Source organism: Lysinibacillus sp. BSL11, from assembly GCF_052928325.1.
On the sequence record NZ_JAVGCX010000001.1, the window covers coordinates 61,881 to 79,439 of the forward strand.

General features: G+C 38.2%; 19 protein-coding genes. 6 read left to right on the forward strand and 13 right to left on the reverse strand.

The window, feature by feature from the left end; genetic code table 11:
• Window positions 1-46: 46 nt before the first annotated feature.
• On the reverse strand, window positions 47-1,444 hold the full coding sequence (locus RCJ95_RS00315) for an aminotransferase-like domain-containing protein (protein WP_004231269.1): 1,398 nt from the start codon (window positions 1,442-1,444) through the stop codon (window positions 47-49).
• Window positions 1,445-1,572: 128 nt separating this feature from the next.
• Between RCJ95_RS00315 and RCJ95_RS00320 the strand changes: the two genes are divergently transcribed.
• Complete coding sequence (locus tag RCJ95_RS00320) at window positions 1,573-2,736, forward strand: aminotransferase-like domain-containing protein (protein ID WP_313149869.1); 1,164 nt, start codon at window positions 1,573-1,575, stop codon at window positions 2,734-2,736.
• A 42-nt stretch (window positions 2,737-2,778) separates the two neighbouring features.
• Here the strand turns inward: RCJ95_RS00320 and RCJ95_RS00325 are convergent, their stop codons facing one another.
• Complete coding sequence (locus tag RCJ95_RS00325; RefSeq protein ID WP_054549190.1) at window positions 2,779-3,333, reverse strand: helix-turn-helix domain-containing protein; 555 nt, start codon at window positions 3,331-3,333, stop codon at window positions 2,779-2,781.
• Between the two features lie 113 nt (window positions 3,334-3,446).
• Between RCJ95_RS00325 and RCJ95_RS00330 the strand changes: the two genes are divergently transcribed.
• Entirely contained in the window at window positions 3,447-4,034 is a 588-nt protein-coding gene (locus RCJ95_RS00330) for a LysE family transporter (RefSeq protein ID WP_066036232.1), read from the forward strand.
• Window positions 4,035-4,075: 41 nt separating this feature from the next.
• Here RCJ95_RS00330 and RCJ95_RS00335 read toward each other — a convergent pair whose 3' ends face one another.
• The 6 genes from RCJ95_RS00335 to RCJ95_RS00360 all read right to left on the reverse strand — a co-directional run bounded on the left by RCJ95_RS00335 (window position 4,076) and on the right by RCJ95_RS00360 (window position 8,574).
• The gene (locus RCJ95_RS00335) at window positions 4,076-4,198 is read right to left on the reverse strand and encodes a hypothetical protein (protein ID WP_004231260.1); all 123 of its coding nucleotides are present in this window, start codon (window positions 4,196-4,198) and stop codon (window positions 4,076-4,078) included.
• A 360-nt stretch (window positions 4,199-4,558) separates the two neighbouring features.
• Window positions 4,559-5,554, reverse strand: a complete 996-nt coding sequence (gene bioB / locus RCJ95_RS00340; RefSeq protein WP_048392330.1) for a biotin synthase BioB — start codon at window positions 5,552-5,554, stop codon at window positions 4,559-4,561.
• Entirely contained in the window at window positions 5,551-6,144 is a 594-nt protein-coding gene (locus tag RCJ95_RS00345; RefSeq protein WP_274769522.1) for a biotin transporter BioY, read from the reverse strand. Before RCJ95_RS00345 ends, bioB begins: the two co-directional genes overlap by 4 nt.
• The gene (gene bioA / locus RCJ95_RS00350; RefSeq protein ID WP_337976985.1) at window positions 6,137-7,513 is read right to left on the reverse strand and encodes an adenosylmethionine--8-amino-7-oxononanoate transaminase; all 1,377 of its coding nucleotides are present in this window, start codon (window positions 7,511-7,513) and stop codon (window positions 6,137-6,139) included. Before bioA ends, RCJ95_RS00345 begins: the two co-directional genes overlap by 8 nt.
• Complete coding sequence (bioD, locus tag RCJ95_RS00355; protein ID WP_337976984.1) at window positions 7,494-8,198, reverse strand: dethiobiotin synthase; 705 nt, start codon at window positions 8,196-8,198, stop codon at window positions 7,494-7,496. Before bioD ends, bioA begins: the two co-directional genes overlap by 20 nt.
• Before the next feature lie 193 nt (window positions 8,199-8,391).
• Window positions 8,392-8,574 (reverse strand): DUF4177 domain-containing protein, encoded by a 183-nt coding sequence (locus RCJ95_RS00360; RefSeq protein WP_221680194.1) that lies wholly within the window; start codon window positions 8,572-8,574, stop codon window positions 8,392-8,394.
• 139 nt (window positions 8,575-8,713) lie between these two features.
• Here RCJ95_RS00360 and RCJ95_RS00365 point away from each other — a divergent pair, with 139 nt between their 5' ends.
• Entirely contained in the window at window positions 8,714-9,178 is a 465-nt protein-coding gene (locus RCJ95_RS00365) for a hypothetical protein (protein WP_221680193.1), read from the forward strand.
• A 337-nt stretch (window positions 9,179-9,515) separates the two neighbouring features.
• Here the strand turns inward: RCJ95_RS00365 and RCJ95_RS00370 are convergent, their stop codons facing one another.
• Together RCJ95_RS00370 and RCJ95_RS00375 are read right to left on the reverse strand one after the other, a co-directional pair.
• The gene (locus RCJ95_RS00370) at window positions 9,516-10,559 is read right to left on the reverse strand and encodes a beta-carotene 15,15'-monooxygenase (protein WP_337976983.1); all 1,044 of its coding nucleotides are present in this window, start codon (window positions 10,557-10,559) and stop codon (window positions 9,516-9,518) included.
• Between the two features lie 98 nt (window positions 10,560-10,657).
• Window positions 10,658-11,551: an AraC family transcriptional regulator gene (locus RCJ95_RS00375; protein ID WP_337976982.1), complete on the reverse strand. Its 894-nt coding sequence runs from the start codon at window positions 11,549-11,551 to the stop codon at window positions 10,658-10,660.
• A 106-nt stretch (window positions 11,552-11,657) separates the two neighbouring features.
• Between RCJ95_RS00375 and RCJ95_RS00380 the strand changes: the two genes are divergently transcribed.
• Together RCJ95_RS00380 and RCJ95_RS00385 are read left to right on the forward strand one after the other, a co-directional pair.
• A complete protein-coding gene (locus RCJ95_RS00380) occupies window positions 11,658-12,575 on the forward strand; it encodes a DMT family transporter (RefSeq protein WP_312129067.1) in 918 nt (305 codons plus the stop codon).
• 160 nt (window positions 12,576-12,735) lie between these two features.
• Window positions 12,736-13,785 (forward strand): Cj0069 family protein, encoded by a 1,050-nt coding sequence (locus RCJ95_RS00385; protein WP_446721776.1) that lies wholly within the window; start codon window positions 12,736-12,738, stop codon window positions 13,783-13,785.
• A gap of 30 nt (window positions 13,786-13,815) precedes the next feature.
• Here RCJ95_RS00385 and RCJ95_RS00390 read toward each other — a convergent pair whose 3' ends face one another.
• From RCJ95_RS00390 to RCJ95_RS00400, 3 genes are all read right to left on the reverse strand, one after another.
• Window positions 13,816-14,448, reverse strand: a complete 633-nt coding sequence (locus RCJ95_RS00390; RefSeq protein ID WP_004231229.1) for a LysE family translocator — start codon at window positions 14,446-14,448, stop codon at window positions 13,816-13,818.
• 114 nt (window positions 14,449-14,562) lie between these two features.
• On the reverse strand, window positions 14,563-15,291 hold the full coding sequence (locus RCJ95_RS00395; RefSeq protein ID WP_446721777.1) for a tetratricopeptide repeat protein: 729 nt from the start codon (window positions 15,289-15,291) through the stop codon (window positions 14,563-14,565).
• A gap of 105 nt (window positions 15,292-15,396) precedes the next feature.
• Window positions 15,397-17,109 carry a methyl-accepting chemotaxis protein gene (locus RCJ95_RS00400; protein WP_446721778.1) on the reverse strand — a complete coding sequence of 571 codons (1,713 nt, stop codon included), beginning with the start codon at window positions 17,107-17,109 and terminating at the stop codon, window positions 15,397-15,399.
• A 202-nt stretch (window positions 17,110-17,311) separates the two neighbouring features.
• On the opposite strand from RCJ95_RS00400, the gene RCJ95_RS00405 reads away from it, so the two are divergent.
• Window positions 17,312-17,518, forward strand: a complete 207-nt coding sequence (locus RCJ95_RS00405; protein WP_257520132.1) for a hypothetical protein — start codon at window positions 17,312-17,314, stop codon at window positions 17,516-17,518.
• Window positions 17,519-17,559: the final 41 nt, after the last annotated feature.

Here is a 17,559-nt window from a genome sequence, read left to right on the forward strand (position 1 = left end):
TCATCACCTCGTTTCTTTCTTAGCCTTATTATACGCCCCATAACCTCTAATCAACAAATGCATAATCACCATTACTTTCGAGGAGGTCCTTTAAAATAATTAACGCTTGCTCAAGTTGAGATTCTGGCGCTGCAATGGCTAAACGAACGGCATTGACAGGCTTTGTATTCCCTACGGCAAAGCGTTCCGCTGCATAGACTTGTACACCAGCTTTCGAAGCTAACAATTCAAATTGAACACCCGTAAATTTGTCAGGCAATTGGAGCCACCTAAAAATACATTCCTCATCCCCTAATATGTGATAATCCCCTAAATACTGATCGACAAGCGCATTTTGCTGCTTGGCATATGCTCGGTGTTTTTCTAATATCGTTTGGGCAACACCTTCATGGATTAATCGTGCTGCAAGCTCCAGCATGATAGGAGAAACAGAAATGTTGATATTATAGAGTGTTTCCATTATTTTTTTACGTAGCGCAGGCGGTGTCACAAGGAAGGATAATCGTAAACCAGGTGATAGTGTTTTAGATAGGCTAGCAATGTAAATAACCTTATCAGGTGCATAAGAAGCAATCGGAGCAAGCGGTTGCTCCTTGAGAAAGCTATAGATAGCATCCTCGATCACAAGCAAATCCTTCTGTCTTGCCACGTCTGCAATCATTTTTCTTGTTTCTACTGACATCGTATGAGTCGTTGGGTTATGAAAATCAGGGATCACATAGATTCCTTTGATATGCTCATTTTTACAAGCATATAGTAATCCTTCTTTTGTCATTTCACCCTGACATTGTTGGATAGCCACAAGCTGGATACCAAGCATATTTGCAGCTGTTTTAATGCCTGCATAGGTAATTGGATCTGTACCAATGCGGTCGCCTGGCTGAAATAAAGCTGCAAGGGTTCCCACAATGGCATTTTGTCCGCCTGCTCCTAGAAGAATAGGCTGGTCTGTTTGAAAATTTACTAGTTCGAGTAGCTTCATCACGGCTTCGTTTTGCCATGCATTGCCCTCAGGTCGTCCATATTGAAATAGCATGCTAAAACTAGGTTCGTTTATCATTTTCTTCATAAAGCGTGTAATATCATCATTAACAAAATTATCTGGTAAAACAGAGCCCATTTCAATGATAGGTGTGGCATGGTTGGTTGGCAGTAACATTTTATTGCTAGCCGCATCTGTTGAAACGAATGTACCGCTGCCAATCGAGGCATAAATTAATCCTTTTTGGCCACAAAGCTTAAAGGCTCTTGTAATCGTACTCAAATTCACATCTAAAAAATCAGCTAATTCACGCTGGGGTGGCAATTTTGTGCCTGGTACTAGCTTTCCATCCTTAATATCTTGTTCTAGCTGATGTGCGATGGCTATATATAACGGAGCAGAAATATTGCTAATATCCGGCTTCCAACTCATTGGATACTCGTCAAATGAATTAATAGGCATTCACTAGGCCCTTCTTTCTCTTAATTTGCATACAATAGTTTAATTGTCTTGCATACAATGATAATATTGTATGCACACGATGACAATGATATAATTTTTAAAAAATCAGAAAAAAAGGACCGATAATTATGCAATATTCTGAAAGAATCTTAAAAACACCATCCTCATTTATTCGAAATATTTTAAAAGTGACAGATGCAGAGGACGTTATTTCCTTTGCAGGCGGGCTTCCAAACCCGATTTCTTTCCCGATTGATGCATTGAGAGCATCCGTAGACCATGCTATTACAGTAAATGGCAGCCGATTATTCCAATATTCATCCACACAGGGTTATGCACCATTGCGTGAATATATTGCCGCGAAATATCAACGTCTCCATGGACTTGATGTACATGCTGACGATGTCTTTATTACTACAGGTTCACAGCAAGCGCTTGAACTAATTGGTAAAGTACTTATCAATAAAGGCGATGGCATTATCATCGAAGAGCCAGGTTACCTAGGGGCTATTCAAGCCTTTACTTTAACAGAGCCAACTTTCCATGGTGTTACGCTAGAAAATGATGGTCTTAACTTAGAAGAGTTAGAGCGTGCTCTACAACAACCAAATGTAAAATTCATTTATACGGTGCCGAACTTCCAAAACCCAACAGGACTCACATATTCGAAAGAAAAGCGTGAGCAAATTTGCGAAATAGTGGCAAAATATGATGTTGCTTTAATTGAGGATGATCCATACGGGGAGCTACGTTTCCAAGGGGAGCCACTTCCATATATCGGTGCTGGTAAATTAGAAAATAGTATTTTACTAGGTTCTTTCTCTAAAACGGTCACACCAGGCATGCGTCTTGGCTTTATTATCACAAAAAACAAAGAGCTTTTGCAGCATATTGAAACAGCGAAGCAAGCGTCTGATCTTCATACTAATATTTTTTCACAATATGTTATCTACGATTATTTAGCAAGTAATGATTATACAGAACATGTAAAGAAAATTATTGCTTTATATAAAAATCAGTCGGATGCGATGCTTGATGCGATGCAGGAGTTTTTCCCTGCCCATGTTGAATATACACGACCTGAGGGTGGCATGTTCATTTGGGCAACAATGAAGGACGGTACACCGGCCCTTGATGTATTCAATAGAGCGATGGAACAAAAGGTAGCCTTCGTGCCTGGCGATCCATTCTACACATCAAAAACGAATGTGAATACAATGCGCCTTAACTATACAAATGCAACACCTGAAGTCATCCGTGAGGGAATTAAACGTTTAGCTAGTATTTTATAAAACGAAAACGTATAAACGCTGTGAAAAGCGTTTATACGTTTTTTAATGTGGATAGTAAATAGTCATACTAAGTCGTGTTACTGTACTACCTGGATTGCTATATGTGTGTGGACGGTCAGCCTTAAATCGTATGGCATCACCACTTGTTAATCGATAATCCTGACCCTGTATATGGATGATTAATTCCCCATCAAAAACGGTTATATATTCCTCCGTTCCTTCTCGATGAGCCTCAGCATCTAACGTTCCATTTTCTTTGATTTCAATTGTATATATTTCAAAACGACTATCCTTTTGATAGGGGAAATGAGGATACACCATATATCGGCCATGATCTTCCTTCAATACTTGAATTTCTTTACCGCGAATAACCTCCGTCTCAGGTTGGGGAGGATGAATAAGCTCTGTAAACGAAACCTTTAATCCATTTGCAATTTTCCAAATCGTTGTCAAAGTTGGACTGGATTCTCCCCTCTCAATTTGACCAATCATCGTTTTACTCACGCCACTAAGCTGAGAAACCTTCTCTAAGCTTAATTTCTCCCTTTCTCGAATTGCCTTTAAATTTCTCGCAAAGACGAGATGAATTTCTTCCATCCAAAAGCCCTCCTTATATGTACAATATAACGTACGTTTTGTATAATAAAAAGATCGACGTTATACAGTCTATTTCGTGCATTATATCATACAACTTGAAAGAAGGGATTGTTTTGCCTGTATTTTCCTTTTTATTATTTATCATCATTACAAGCTTTACACCTGGCCCTAATAATTTTATGGCGATGGTTTTTGCTAAACAATATGGCTTAGCGAAAACGATTCCATTCTGTTTAGGTGTAGGGATTGGTTTTTTCATCATTATTGGTCTTAGTAGCTTTTTTAACACGATCATGTTAAACATTTTACCTGCCATTGAATTACCCCTAACCATATTTGGTGTAGGCTATATGTTGTACCTGGCTTATAAAATTTTAACAAGCAAAGAATTAGAGGATCACGACAACGAAGAAGAAAAACGAAACCTATTTTTTTTAGGAGCGTTCGTTCAATTTATTAACCCAAAAGGTATTTTATTTGGTCTTACTGTTGTCGCAACTTACATCCTACCCTACTACTCATCCTACATAAGCTATCTACTCTTCTCGTTCTTTTTAGCGCTAGTAGGGGTAATCAGTACATTTAGTTGGGCATTATGTGGCTCCGTTTTTCAAAAAGCACTACAGCAATACCGAAAACCATTTAACATGATCATGGCACTATTATTAATGTATAGTGCTGTTTCCATTGTTGTACATTAAAAAACAGCCCTCTGTCGGTAGAGGGCTGCTTTATCAGTAACTTATTTTGTATACGTTAAAACGGCATTTTTCTTGAATTTTGCTAAAGCTTCTGTTGCCTCATTTTTGCTCGCGTACTCAAAAATTCGAACGTCCTTTTTATCAAAAACTGTAATAACCCACATGTGAAAAGCTCCCTTCACTCATTATTTTTGTAATATAACAACCACCAAAATTTGTGATACGACTTATCAACTGTTTTATAACAATTCCTTACTTGATTCTTATTTTACGCTGATTTTTTCAAAAAGAAAGCTTTATGTGAAGGTCTTCACAAACTGTTCAATTTCAAAACGCTTTCATTGAACAATTTGTGAAAACCTTGATTTTATAGGTATATCCACAGCCAGTGATGTCAGGTCTATCCGTCTCTTTTCAATTTTTATCCACTACATTTCACAGCCTATCCGTCCCTTTTCACTACAGCAAAAAAACCGTACAAAAGTACGGTTTTTGCTGTAGTAGTAGATTTACATGTCATAAGTTTAACAAAATACTTCTTCTTGCTTATGTGTTAATTCAATTTCGAAGCCCAAATCCTCCAGCATGCGATAATCGCTATTCGCTTCCTGTCCAGCTGTTGTTAAATAATCCCCAACAAAAATACTATTAGCTGCATAGAGACCGAGTGGCTGAAGTGAGCCTAAATTGATTTCACGACCACCCGAAATACGGATTTCCTTTGTCGGATTGATATAGCGGAATAAAGCTAAAACCTTTAAACAATAGCGGGGATTTAAATCCTTTGTCCCTTCTAGCTTTGTGCCATCGATTGCATTTAAAAAGTTTACAGGAATAGAATCAGCGTCCAATTGATGGAGGGCGCGTGCAATATTGACGACATCCTCTTTTGTTTCCTTCATCCCAATAATGGCACCCGAGCAAGGTGAAATTCCATGCTTTTTCACGATCTCTACCGTATTGACACGATCCTCATATGTATGTGAGGTCGTGATGAAGGAATGATGACGTTCCGATGTATTTAAATTATGATTGTAACGATCCACCCCCGCTTCCTTTAGTTGCTGTGCCTGTTCTTCTTTTAGTAAGCCAAGACAGGCACAAACCTTCAAGCCATACTTTTCTTTTATTTCAGCAACCGCCTCACTCACAACATTGACATCCTTACGTGTTGGCCCACGACCACTGGCTACAATACAATACGTCCCAATCTTATTGTCAAACGCTCGTTTTGCACCTGCTAAAATTTCCTCTTTTGTAATAAATGGATATTTCTCAATAGGAGCCGTTGATTTAGAGGACTGGGAGCAATAGCCACAATCCTCCGGGCAATAACCGCTTTTGGCGTTCATAATCATATTCAATTTAACTTTTTTACCATAATAATGACGGCGAATCGTAAAAGCACCATCCATAAGCTGTAATAGCTCATCATCCTCACTATTTAATATGGCAAGTGCCTCTTCATTGCTAATGATCTTCCCAGCAATTACTTCTTGTGCTAATTGGTAATAATTCATATTACATTCTCCCCCTCTACGTGTGAAAATTTCACATTTCTTGCAGACTGAAATACTTTATACAAGCGCTCAGCTAATAGCGCTGATGTAATAGCTAAGCAAAAATCAGCGACAATACTACTTAAAAAGCCGACAACAAACACATGTGACCAGCTTGATTTCATGTCTAACCAAAAATTCAATGCTACATACAAATACGGAACAGCCACAGCATAAATGATAACTAGCCCAATAATTGTTGCTGCAATAAAATGCTTTTTCGTCGGCGTCTCAATCCTTTCGATAATGAGCCCAATCACATAGGCGGCTAGGGCAAAGCCAATCAGATAACCAAAAGTTGGCTGTAAAACATATGTGATACCACCACCCTGTGTAAAAACAGGTAAGCCTACTAAGCCCACGCCGATATAGACAAGTTGACTATAAAAACCATTCCGACTACCCAATAAACAGCCTGCTAAAAATACAAAAACAATTTGTAATGTAAACGGTACGACAGGCAATGGAATTTTAACAAAAGTTCCGATTGCTGTTAGAGCAGCGAACATGGCAATCATGACAAGCGCTAATGTCTGATGTCTCTTACCCAATCTTAGCCCCCCTTTCCTTGAAAAATTGTTCGATTGTCTCTTTCGTTGTATGAATCATAAAGGACATTTCCTCTTCAGAAATAATATAAGGTGGCATAAAATACAGAACATTGCCGAGCGGTCTGATGAGTAAGCCTTTCGTTAAAGCCCGTTGATATATTTGATAGCCGATTCGCTCCTCATTGGTGAACGCTTCTTTTGTCCACCGGTTCTTCACTAGTTCAATCGCTCCCACTAAACCAACTTGTCGGTATTCACCCACATAGGGCATATCACGAAAAGCTTCCATGGCTAACGCTCGCATGTATTGTCCCTTGTGCTGAATCAACTCCATCACTTGTTCCTCTTGAAACATCGTTAACACTTCCAATGCCACACGACAGGCCAATGTATTGCCTGAATAGCTATGCGAATGTAAAAAAGCCTTCATTGTTCCGTAATCATCATAAAAAGCGTCATAGATTTGCTCCGTCGTTAAGACAACAGATAATGGTAAATAACCACCTGTTAGCCCCTTTGATAAACACATAAAATCTGGCATGATGTCTGCCTGTTCACAGGCAAACAATGTACCGGTCCGACCAAAACCAACTGCAATTTCATCTGCAATGAGGTGCACATCATAGTGTGAGCACAATGCCCGTAAGCGCTGTAAATAGACAGGCGGGTACATTTTCATACCTGCTGCAGCCTGAATTAATGGTTCAATAATAACTGCCGTAATTTCCTCATGATGAGCTTGAAGTTGTTCCTCGACAAATTGACTACATGGTGCATTACAACTTGCTGGATCTTCCTGAAATGGGCAGCGGAAGCAATCTGGTCCTTTGGCACGAACAGTATCTAATAACAGAGGCTGGTAAACTTCATTGTAAAGCCCTACCCCTCCCACGGATAAAGCACCAATGGTTTCTCCATGATAGGCATCCGTCAAGGCGAGAAAGCGCTTTTTAGCTGGTTTCCCTGTCTGCATATGGTATTGAAAGCTCATTTTCAATGCAACTTCAATAGCAGATGAGCCATTATCGGCAAAAAAGACTTTATGTAATCCCTGTGGTGCGAGTGTTGTTAATTTTTCAGCCAACTGTATGGCTGGTTCATGTGTAAAATTAGCAAAGATCGTATGCTCTAATGTAAATGCTTGCTCACTTAAAGCTTGGCTAATACGCGGATTGGCATGTCCAAATAAATTAACCCACCAAGAAGATACAGCATCCAAATAACGCTGATCATGTTCGTCATAAAGCCACACGCCTTGTCCCTTTTTTATGACGATGGGTGGAAATGCTTCATAGTCCTTCATTTGTGAGCATGGATGCCAAACATGACGTAAATCTCTTAGCTGTAAATCAGTTAATGCTTGTTTCATAGTTAAAAAGCCTTTCAAACAGTGTGGTGTGCGTCATAGCAAAATCCATTAACTGTGACAAATTTTGTAGCTTTGGAATAATCGCATAGGGTAAGGAATGGTACTGTAAAATCGTTTGTATATTATCTTGCTCCATACTGCTGCCCGTGTCCCCGTTAAACACTATGCCAAGAACATCAACTTGACGAGCGCGCAATGCCTCTATTGTTAATAATGTGTGATTGATCGTCCCTAGGGATGTCCTTGTAACAAGCACTACTGGCAGCTTGCTACTGACGATGACATCAAGCAGCGTCTTCCCATGGGGAGCAGTAAAAGGAACAAAAAGTCCACCCGCTCCCTCACATATCAAAACATCATAGGACGCTTGTAATAATTGAATCCGCAATATTAGCTCATTGACATCAATTTGCTGCCCCTCCAGTTGCGCAGCAAAATGTGGCGATGCAGCTTCTCTAAATGAATAGCTATTGAGGTGCTCTTGTTGAAGCTTTTGTAAGGAATACTTTTCATACATGGCTGTATCATGATAATAGCCACGACCGTTTTCGTAGACCTCTCCTGTTTGCACAGGCTTGTATGGTGAAACTTTCAAGCCTTGTTTTTGTAAATGATACATCAACATGGTAGTGACAATCGTTTTTCCAACATCCGTATCTGTACCGACAACCCAAAAATGTTGCATTGTTAACCTCCCCCTCTTTTAAGTTAACCATTAACACTATTTAAGTTAACACATATATTTTTGTTTTGTAAATGCTATTTCTATATTTTTCTGAATACACTATTTTTGTTAATAAAAACAGCAAATTTTGTATTAAAATAAGAAAACGCTAAACTCCCACCCTTTATGGCAAGAATCTAGCGTTCATTGATCGTCATGATAGTAATCTCTCAAAAATGATTTCATAGTCTGTTGGTTTCCCATGTCCATTATAAGCAATCGGCAATACTTGCACTAAACGCCAACCTTGCTTCGCGTATTCTTCGATTGTTTTCCGATAGGTAGCTTCCTGAAAAAAGCTACCTAAATGTGTTTGTACAAATTTATACTCATACATTGACTCACCCCCTGTAAATCTTTACGTAACTACGGAGTCAAGGTTTCAATAATTAGTAGGTTCTCGCTTTTGAATATTATGATTATTTTAAAGGATTTTAATCTTCACTCGTAGTATTAAACTACATGGGGGTGGTAGTATGTTTGGCATTTTTAAAGAACCAGCGAAGATCATCGATACATATGAACAAGTGCATTCAATTTTAAAATCATTACTTACCTATGAACTAAAAGAATTACCAAATCGTTATGAATTTTGGTATCGTGTGGCCATCCGTCAAGAGGAGTATCGGACATTACAAGCAGAGCATCGGGCAAAAATTTCCATGACTTCTGCCGTAGGGCGTTTTCATCAAACACAATATGAAGTGATGACACAGAAATTAGCAAAGTTTGAACGCTTATCCGATATTTATAAACTATTTTGTATTGAAGAAGAACGAGAGCTATTAAACCATCGTCTCTCTTTTCATCAAGAAACGATTGCTGCCATCTATGACCATGTTCAACATAAAGAGCTTTATACGTACAGTGATAGTGTTCAACAGCAATTTTGGGAGGCCATCCGTGATGATCTACTCAATGCTATCGCACACCTAGATTAATTTTTTAGAGACTTCATTTTCTAATGGGAAATTGAAGTCTTTATTTATTTTTAGTAAACTCTCTTGATTATTTTGACCTAAAGGTTATGAGGGATTCTAAAATTATGCGAGTCCTAAATCTTCTAATTCCCAACTTAAACAAAAGTTGGTATATTTGAAATAGGAAGGTGATGGATATGCGAACGAGAAAATTTTAATAGTGGAAGATGATCTAGATATTATGGAGGTAAAGACTTTTTATACAGAGAGTGTTGCTTCAAGTCAATCAATAAAAAAATAGCCAATGTTTCTATCACAAAACATTAGCTATTTATATATAGGACACTATTCAATAATTTCAATGATGTTGGCTCATTGCCATCCCTTGCGCAAGCATTTGTCTAAATTCTTGAACCTGGTCTGCTTTAATGGCTATGTGACTATAGTGCTTCTTGATCCCTAGCATAAACGTTACTTCCACAGGCTCTTTCATTTTCAAAATAAAGTGCGGATAGGCCTCACCAAAATCACGTGCTATGAAGTCTATCGTATCTTTTGATAATTTCCCCTCTAATCGCTCCTTGTCTTCGATGATTTCAGCAATATGATCAAAACGAATTTCAGTACGTTTCATTAATCCCAGAGATAAGTACAATGTATCATTTGTGACATAAACAGGATTTAGGCGAATAGCCTGCATATCCGCAAGAAAGAAGATTACTGAATAAATATTAAAAACAAGCAACACAATGGAAAGTATCATTGACTTTTCATGTAGCCACCAGTGAATACCAATCGTTTCAATAGCAATCCCATGAATAATCATGAGCTGAAAAGCGATATAGCTAGAATTTTTATGCAAAGATAAACCTTGTCGTTCTTGTCTTTTCCAACTCGCGAAACCATAATAAAGCACTAATAAATCAGCACAGATCATCTGAATAACTGGATGCTTGGGTGCATGTTTTTCTACAGCTTTTGAAAATGAAAAGAGATCTGGTAAAGAGCTTCTCCGCACTTCCCCTAGGATTTTTGGCAGGTATCGTACAAGTGTTGCCACTAGGATAATTTCTACTAGAATAATAGACCCTTCAATCGCAAAGCCAGCCCATGTCACTGCCACATAAGGCTGAAGGTGTTCCATAGGAATGATAAAACGTGCAGCAATACAGCCAGCTGCAGCTAATAGGATGGCTTGCTTTAATGAAAATTTACCTTTATAAAGCATAAATAGCACAGGCACCACCACAATACAGTCAATTAATGAGCCCATGACAACACCATTTGTTTCGATAGGTAAAAGGGATGTGCCAAATCCTGTATTATAGAGTGTATAGTTACTCGCTAATACCACTAATAATAAGGCTAGCCAAATATTTTGCTTACTTTTTAAGACCATCATTCACAATGCCCCCTCTCTACTAATAATTTTACTTTATGCCAAATGGTTAATCTTGTATAGAATTTGAGAATAAAAGATGTTCCTAATTCCATTCACGTTCAATTATTTTTCACACTTAAAAACTTCTTACGATAAACATGTGGCGGATAGCCAGTGTATTCTTTAAACTTTTCAATATAATAACTGACAGTACTAAAGCCTGTATCAACAGCTATTTCTGTTATAGATCGCTCATTACCTTTCAATAATTCTATACTTTTGCGCAATCGATATTGGCATAAATAGGTAAACGGTGTCATGCCCACTATTTTCTTAAAAAAACGACTACATTCAGCGCGACTTATATACACATGACTAGCTAAATCTTCTAATGCTATTTTCTCCTGATAATGTGCGTGTAAAAAATCTAGCATAGCTTTTGCTCGTTCATGCTGCACAATAGTGGCAGAATCCATTATTTGTTCTGTCAATAAGGATTGGGTTAGCATGGATTCCCAAATAAATAGAAGCTCTCTCAGTACTTTTAACTCAAAAAAAGCGGTTTGCTCTCGCATTAATTCCGCAATCGTTGCTATTTTCTGTGCTAACTCTCCTGCTAGTTTGACATAAGGTATTCGATTACTTGTAATATACGGTTCTACATATTTTGAGAAAAAAATACTGCCCTCATGCCCTCCCAATAACTTTGGATCTACATTCACACAATAAACGATCGCTTGTTCAATTTGATAAGGTTTCGCTTCATGTAAGCCGGAGGCATTAATAAAGAGCCCCTCGCCTTGCTTCAATACAAAAACGTCCGTCCCCACTCGATACTGTGCACATCCATTTTTTATAAAAACAAATTGTATTTCTTTATGCCAATGGAGAGGTAGAAAATCCATACTTTCTAATCGCATAATTGTTTCATACAAGGCAACTGGAAATTCCTTCGTTCCGTGCAAGGTTAATTCTTGTAAATCCTTGGCAATTTTGATATGTGTTAACGGCATCTACAACACCTCAATATATTGATATTTTATTGGATTAAATCGATATTTATTTCCATTTCATCACTTTATAATCATCATATATTGATAGTTTAGGAGATGTAAACAGATGAATCAAATTATTCAAAATAAACGTACACTGGGCTTTCTACTAGTTATTCTTGGAGCAAGTTTCTGGGGAATCGGAGGGACCGTTGCCCAACGACTATTTCAGCAGGACAATTTAGAGGTCAGCTGGCTTGTTTCTAGTCGTTTACTTTTAGCAGGTCTGTTACTAATTGCTATTTATAAAATGACCCATCGGCATGAATCCATTTTCGTCATATGGCGCACAAAGCAAAATGCTTTTAGACAAATTTTATTTAGCTTACTCGGTATGCTTGCTGTCCAATATACCTATATGATGTCAATCGCTATTGGTAATTCAGCTGTAGCCACATTATTGCAATATTTAGCACCACTGTTTATCATGGCTTATTATTTTCTAACGAGGCAAAGTCCATTAACAAAGCAGGACGGTATAGCTGTGTCACTTACACTTGTGGGGACCTTTTTATTATTAACAAACGGTTCTTTTTCAACATTGTCCGTTCCTTTTATGGCTGTGTTGTGGGGTATCTTATCGGGTCTTTCTGTTGCATTTTATACCATTTATGCCGTCCCACTTTTACAGCAATTCCATTCATTACTAGTTGTCGGCTGGTCGATGATCATCGGTGGTATAGTAATGAGTATAGCTCACCCACCATGGGCTATCGATCTATCAGATTGGACGTTTTCAACCATTGCCTATTTTTTATTTATTGTTATTTTTGGGACAATGCTCGCTTTTTGGTTTTATATTGCTAGCTTGCACTATCTTTCACCAAAGGAGTCAAGCCTACTAGGTAGTCTTGAACCATTAATGGCTGTCATCACAAGTGTTTGGTGGTTAAAAATTGCTTTTGGCGGCTATCAGTTTATTGGTACATTGCTAATTCTTCTTATGATTTTATATCTCACAGTATTTCAGAAAAAGCAGCCTTAAGAACAGAAAATTAAGAGAGTTGTGAACTTTAATAGTTAATACCTCCTATTATCGAGATAGCAATATATGAATTTATACATAAAATTTACATATTTCATCTATCTTTTCTCCTTATTTGTCTACTATACTGAACATAATAACAGATAGAAGGAGGTATTTTATGGATAAAAAAGTTATTTTTTTCGAGGTGGAAGGCGGCACAGATAAAGGACCAGATGGCTATCGCCCAGATACAATGCCAATGGTAGAAGCACTACAGCAACGTGGACAGGATGCAGAGGTACTCTTCTTTGATATCACAAAAAAGCAGGAAATCTTTCACTACGTGAAGGAATATGGTGTTGCTTATGTATCTCGCATTAACCCAGGTAACTTGCAGCATGAGGAAGAGTACTTTGCTATGCTACGAGAGCTATGCCAAGCTGGCGTTATAGGGATGCCACATCCAGACGCCATGATTAGCTATGGTTCAAAAGACGTATTATCAAAACTGACGACAACAAATTTAGTACCTGATGATACATTTGCCTACTACACAATCGAAGCATTCAAAAAACAATTCCCTACTTCCTTAGCCTTAACAGAGCGTGTTTTGAAGCAAAATCGTGGTTCAACTGGAGAAGGTATTTGGCGTGTAAAATTAGTGGAACCGCTAGCAGAGGGTATCACTGAAGTACCACTTGATGCCCAAATCAAATGTACTGAAGCAAAAGATAATCATGTAGAATATTGGCAGCTTGGCGACTTTATGACATTTTGTGAGCAGTATATTACAGGGACGAATGGTATGTTAATCGATATGCGCTTTCTTCCAAGGATTACAGAAGGCGAAATTCGCTTATTCATGTTGCGCGATCATCCCGTACATGTCGTACATAAAAAACCAGCTGCTACCGAGGATGCCTTTAGCGCAACTCTATTCTCTGGCGCTCAATACCGCTATGACAAGCCTGAAGACTGGCAAGAGCTGGTACAAAACTTTTTAAAGCAGCTCCCTCAAATAACAAACCTACTAGGTAATTATGATTTACCGCTTATCTGGACAGCTGACTTTATGCTAGATACCAATGAAGACGGAGAGGATTGCTATATTTTAGGTGAGATGAATTGTTCTTGTGTTGGCTTTACTTCAGAACTAGCATTAGCGCATGAAGTAGCAAAAGAAATTTTAGCTTGTATAAAAGAGCATACCGAGGCTATTGCGCAATAAAAAAAGTGCGATCTTTAGGGATCGCACTTTTCATATATAAATCTTAATTCCTTGTATAAATTCATATATAAAATAACAAGCAAAACCAATCAATAAGAATCCTGCGACAATTGTAAATGTCCTAATCATCTTCCGATTCATAGCTTTACGAGTAACCGAGATAATGGTCAGCAAACCGATATCGTGGAGTAAAATTCCACTTAAAACACCAGCAGCAATAATTAAAAAGCTCGTTGACTCCCCTTGTCCATAAGATTTTGCTAGCACCACGCCAAATACGTTGACCCAAAAAACGAGATTACCAGGTGAAATGGCCACTAGTAAGCCGTTAAAATAAGAGGCAAAAAACGATTTGGTTACTTTTTCTCCTGCCAATGTAATATCATGGTCAGCGTTCTTGATAGAATCATAGCCTAACAAAAATAAAAAGCCCGCTCCAATAATCCACATAGGGAGTTGAATCATAGGCATAGCCAAGATGGAGGCTAGTCCCATATACAAAGCAAAAACCAATACAATATCAATGGTCATACCACCAAGCCCAACAGCCCAGCCGTGCATAAAACCATTTTTGAGTCCTTGCTTTGTCATTTCTACTGTAATAGCTCCTACAGGCATGGCAATGGCAAGTCCTACCAATACATACGCTACATATAAACTCAAAAAAACACTTCTTTCATGTCATCGATAAGCTTCATACGTCCGTTTATGGTTTCACTATAGCATAATTATACTTGAAAGGAAATAATTATTAAAAGTTACATGTCTTTTTACCTGTTAGAGCATTTGCTTTTTCCATTGCGCTAACAAATCTTTTGACTTCTCCAAATCCAATTTCAAGGTGACCTGCTTAGCTGTACAACGTTTTTTAGCTTTCTCCCATGCTTCTTCCAAGGCAGGTAAATAGCTTAAATTTTTTGTCGCTGCTACTAGCTGAAAAAATATATTACCTTGAATATAGTGCCAACGAGGATTCATTCCATCTAGGAGTATTGCTTCTTCAATCAGTCTTAATGCCAAATAAGGGCTACCTTCGTGACGATTTAAAAACTGTGCAAATGCTCCCCAATACAATGCCTTATTGGGCTGCAATTTGATTGCCTCCGCATATTGTACGGATGCCTTATCCTGTTCTTTTGCAAGGACATAATATTCCGCCATTGTATAATAGGCGTTAGCCTGCGCTTCTAAAGGTCCTGCTAATAATTCATCGACCACTTTACCAAATTGCTCATCATCCTGACTACCTATATAAGCTGCGAGAACATCTCGTTCTGGATACGAGCCATCTGTTCGTTCCCCATTTTGCTTTACTTTGTCGTCAGTAGGCTTAGGCATATTTGCATACCCATTTGCCTCTAGCATGGCCACATGCTGCTGAATGACTTGATAGGCCTCTTCTTCGACCGCTGTAACATTGCCCAATATTTCTTTAGCTAGTTGATAACTTTCCTTAACTTGACCACTCAAAAATAAGTCATTGACTTGTTGAACTTGCTCGTTCATTTGTTTTACCACCATTAAAATCCTCACCTTCGCAAAAGAAAAATCTTATTGCTAGTTTACCATTTAAGTAGTATAAGCAAAAGCCAACATGTCCTAATCTTTCTATTATTCTTTTAATTTAAACGCCTTTACATGCTGTTCGAGTGTGTGTGCCATGTGATTTGTTTCATTAGAGCCTTGTGCCACCTCATCAATGCTTGCAGTTGTTTGCTGCGCTGCGACAGTAATCATATTCATCGTTTCTTCTATATCACGAATAGATTCTGTTAATTGTTGAATCATTTGCACAATACGTGTAGATTTTTGGTTTTCAGCGGTCATAGCATTAGAAATGGTAATCATTTCTTCTACTGTTGCAGCCACTGCTGTCGAAATATTTCCTAAAGATTGTGCTGTTAGACGCACTGTCTCTGTTCCTTTTTCAATATATTGCGTATTATCATTCGTAGATGACATGACCTGCTGCACATGCTTCATTATATCCTGAATAAGCTGTTCAACTTGCAATACCTCTTGATTAGATTGCTCAGCAAGCTTCCGTACTTCCTCAGCAACAATAGCAAAGCCTTTACCATGCTCCCCTGCTCTAGCCGCTTCAATGGAAGCATTCAGTGCTAGCAAATTTGTTTGTGATGCGATGTTCGCAATAGACGTTGTAATGGTTTGAATTTTGGTTGCAGATGTAACCAGGTTTTCTACTGTTTGTCGTACCTCACCTGATCCGCTGTGAATTAATGCCATATCATTGCTTATATCTTTTGCTAGTCGCTCACCCTCTGTTGCTAATTCCATCGTTTGTCGAGCATTATCGGCACTGTTATTGGCATTGCTTTGAATCTTTTGAAGGTCCTGCGCTAAAGAAGTAAGAACATCTGTCGCATTTTCAGCATGGTGCATCCCTGCCGTCACGGCACTTGTTACCTCTTCGATATTATTGGCGACACCTTGAATGGTATTGCTCATATCGTTCAAGGTGGAAGCGGTTTCATCTGCGTAATTCGTTAAAGTATTAGAAGTGGATCGCATCGTCATAATCATATTTTGTAAATTAGCTGTCATTCGATTTAATGTATTGGCTAAATCCGCTACTTCATCTTTACTGTTAATTTTTGTTTCAGGTACAGCTAAATTACCATTGGCAATTTCTTTCGCCTGCTGAATCAGCACACTAATCGGTCTTACTTTACGACGGATTAAAAAGCCTGTGATGATAGAAGCAATTAGCATAGGGAAAATACTAATTAAAATCCCATTTCGTACAACATCCCATGTTCGCTCCTTCACGATATTGGCATCAAAGTCGATGACACTAATAGCAATAATCTCTTTACTGGAATCATGGTCTTTAAAAATAGGGGCATAGCCAGATAAACGGTCCATCCCTGCATAAGTATAAGGCTGTGAGTATGTTGGATGCTTATGTGTAAGCAACATATCAATAGCTTCTTTATCTAAATAAAATTGATCACCAGGGGCATAACCTTTTTCAGCCAAATGATCATCAAGCGCTAATAATGTGCCATCCAACGATAAAATATATTGTGTTTGGAAAATATCTTTATGACCTGTTGTCCAGTTCAAATCGTTCCCAATGCTTTCCTGTACAGCCTTGTCGCCTTGAATGGCCTTGTTCAATTGTTGCGGATTGATCAAACCTGTCGTAATATTGGCACAGCCATAGGCCTCAACACCAGCAGCATCATAAAGTTTATTGTAAGCAGTTATGTATGTAGCGAACGAAGTAATCCCTAGCATCACCACTAAAATACCAGCGATAATCGTCCCAAGTTGAAAAGTTAATGAATTACGTAATTTCACGATCCATCCTCTCCCCTTTCTTGTAATAATCTATGAATATTCCTTTTGTGTTTCATCATACTACAAAAAGATGTATTAAAAAAGCATCTTTAATTATTCTAGTAAGATAAAAACATTGGAAAAAGTTCTGAATTGTGCGATAATTGAAGTTAATTATCTTAAATCCTGAGCATTACCAATTCATCTAATAGGAGGGCTTGCTATGAATAAACGCTTTCATCTTATATCGATTGTTACAGGAAACTTGTTAACAATAGGGGCCATTTTTATTTATGCCATGCAAAGTCAAGTGGGAGTAGCCCTCAGTACGTATGCTCTTGTGATGGGTTTTTTTAGTACTTTGCTTGTGGTTTTCTTCTATATATGGGGGGAAGAAAAACAACAAGTATCCAATCGTTTTCTGAAATAATATGCATCATTCTCCATTACACAGATACCTGTAGCACGTTT

What these genes read in the sequence shown, in the direction of transcription:
- bioD (WP_337976984.1), bottom strand. Translation starts at nt 8,198, where the DNA reads ATGCAACATTTTTGGGTTGTCGGTACAGATACGGATGTTGGAAAAACG.
- RCJ95_RS00395 (WP_446721777.1), bottom strand. Translation starts at nt 15,291, where the DNA reads ATGAACGAGCAAGTTCAACAAGTCAATGACTTATTTTTGAGTGGTCAA.
- RCJ95_RS00380 (WP_312129067.1), top strand. Translation starts at nt 11,658, where the DNA reads ATGAATCAAATTATTCAAAATAAACGTACACTGGGCTTTCTACTAGTT.
- RCJ95_RS00360 (WP_221680194.1), bottom strand. Translation starts at nt 8,574, where the DNA reads ATGTATGAGTATAAATTTGTACAAACACATTTAGGTAGCTTTTTTCAG.
- bioB (WP_048392330.1), bottom strand. Translation starts at nt 5,554, where the DNA reads ATGAATTATTACCAATTAGCACAAGAAGTAATTGCTGGGAAGATCATT.
- bioA (WP_337976985.1), bottom strand. Translation starts at nt 7,513, where the DNA reads ATGAAACAAGCATTAACTGATTTACAGCTAAGAGATTTACGTCATGTT.
- RCJ95_RS00370 (WP_337976983.1), bottom strand. Translation starts at nt 10,559, where the DNA reads ATGATGGTCTTAAAAAGTAAGCAAAATATTTGGCTAGCCTTATTATTA.
- RCJ95_RS00325 (WP_054549190.1), bottom strand. Translation starts at nt 3,333, where the DNA reads ATGGAAGAAATTCATCTCGTCTTTGCGAGAAATTTAAAGGCAATTCGA.
- RCJ95_RS00315 (WP_004231269.1), bottom strand. Translation starts at nt 1,444, where the DNA reads ATGCCTATTAATTCATTTGACGAGTATCCAATGAGTTGGAAGCCGGAT.
- RCJ95_RS00335 (WP_004231260.1), bottom strand. Translation starts at nt 4,198, where the DNA reads ATGTGGGTTATTACAGTTTTTGATAAAAAGGACGTTCGAATTTTTGAG.
- RCJ95_RS00320 (WP_313149869.1), top strand. Translation starts at nt 1,573, where the DNA reads ATGCAATATTCTGAAAGAATCTTAAAAACACCATCCTCATTTATTCGA.
- RCJ95_RS00405 (WP_257520132.1), top strand. Translation starts at nt 17,312, where the DNA reads ATGAATAAACGCTTTCATCTTATATCGATTGTTACAGGAAACTTGTTA.
- RCJ95_RS00365 (WP_221680193.1), top strand. Translation starts at nt 8,714, where the DNA reads ATGTTTGGCATTTTTAAAGAACCAGCGAAGATCATCGATACATATGAA.
- RCJ95_RS00385 (WP_446721776.1), top strand. Translation starts at nt 12,736, where the DNA reads ATGGATAAAAAAGTTATTTTTTTCGAGGTGGAAGGCGGCACAGATAAA.
- RCJ95_RS00375 (WP_337976982.1), bottom strand. Translation starts at nt 11,551, where the DNA reads ATGCCGTTAACACATATCAAAATTGCCAAGGATTTACAAGAATTAACC.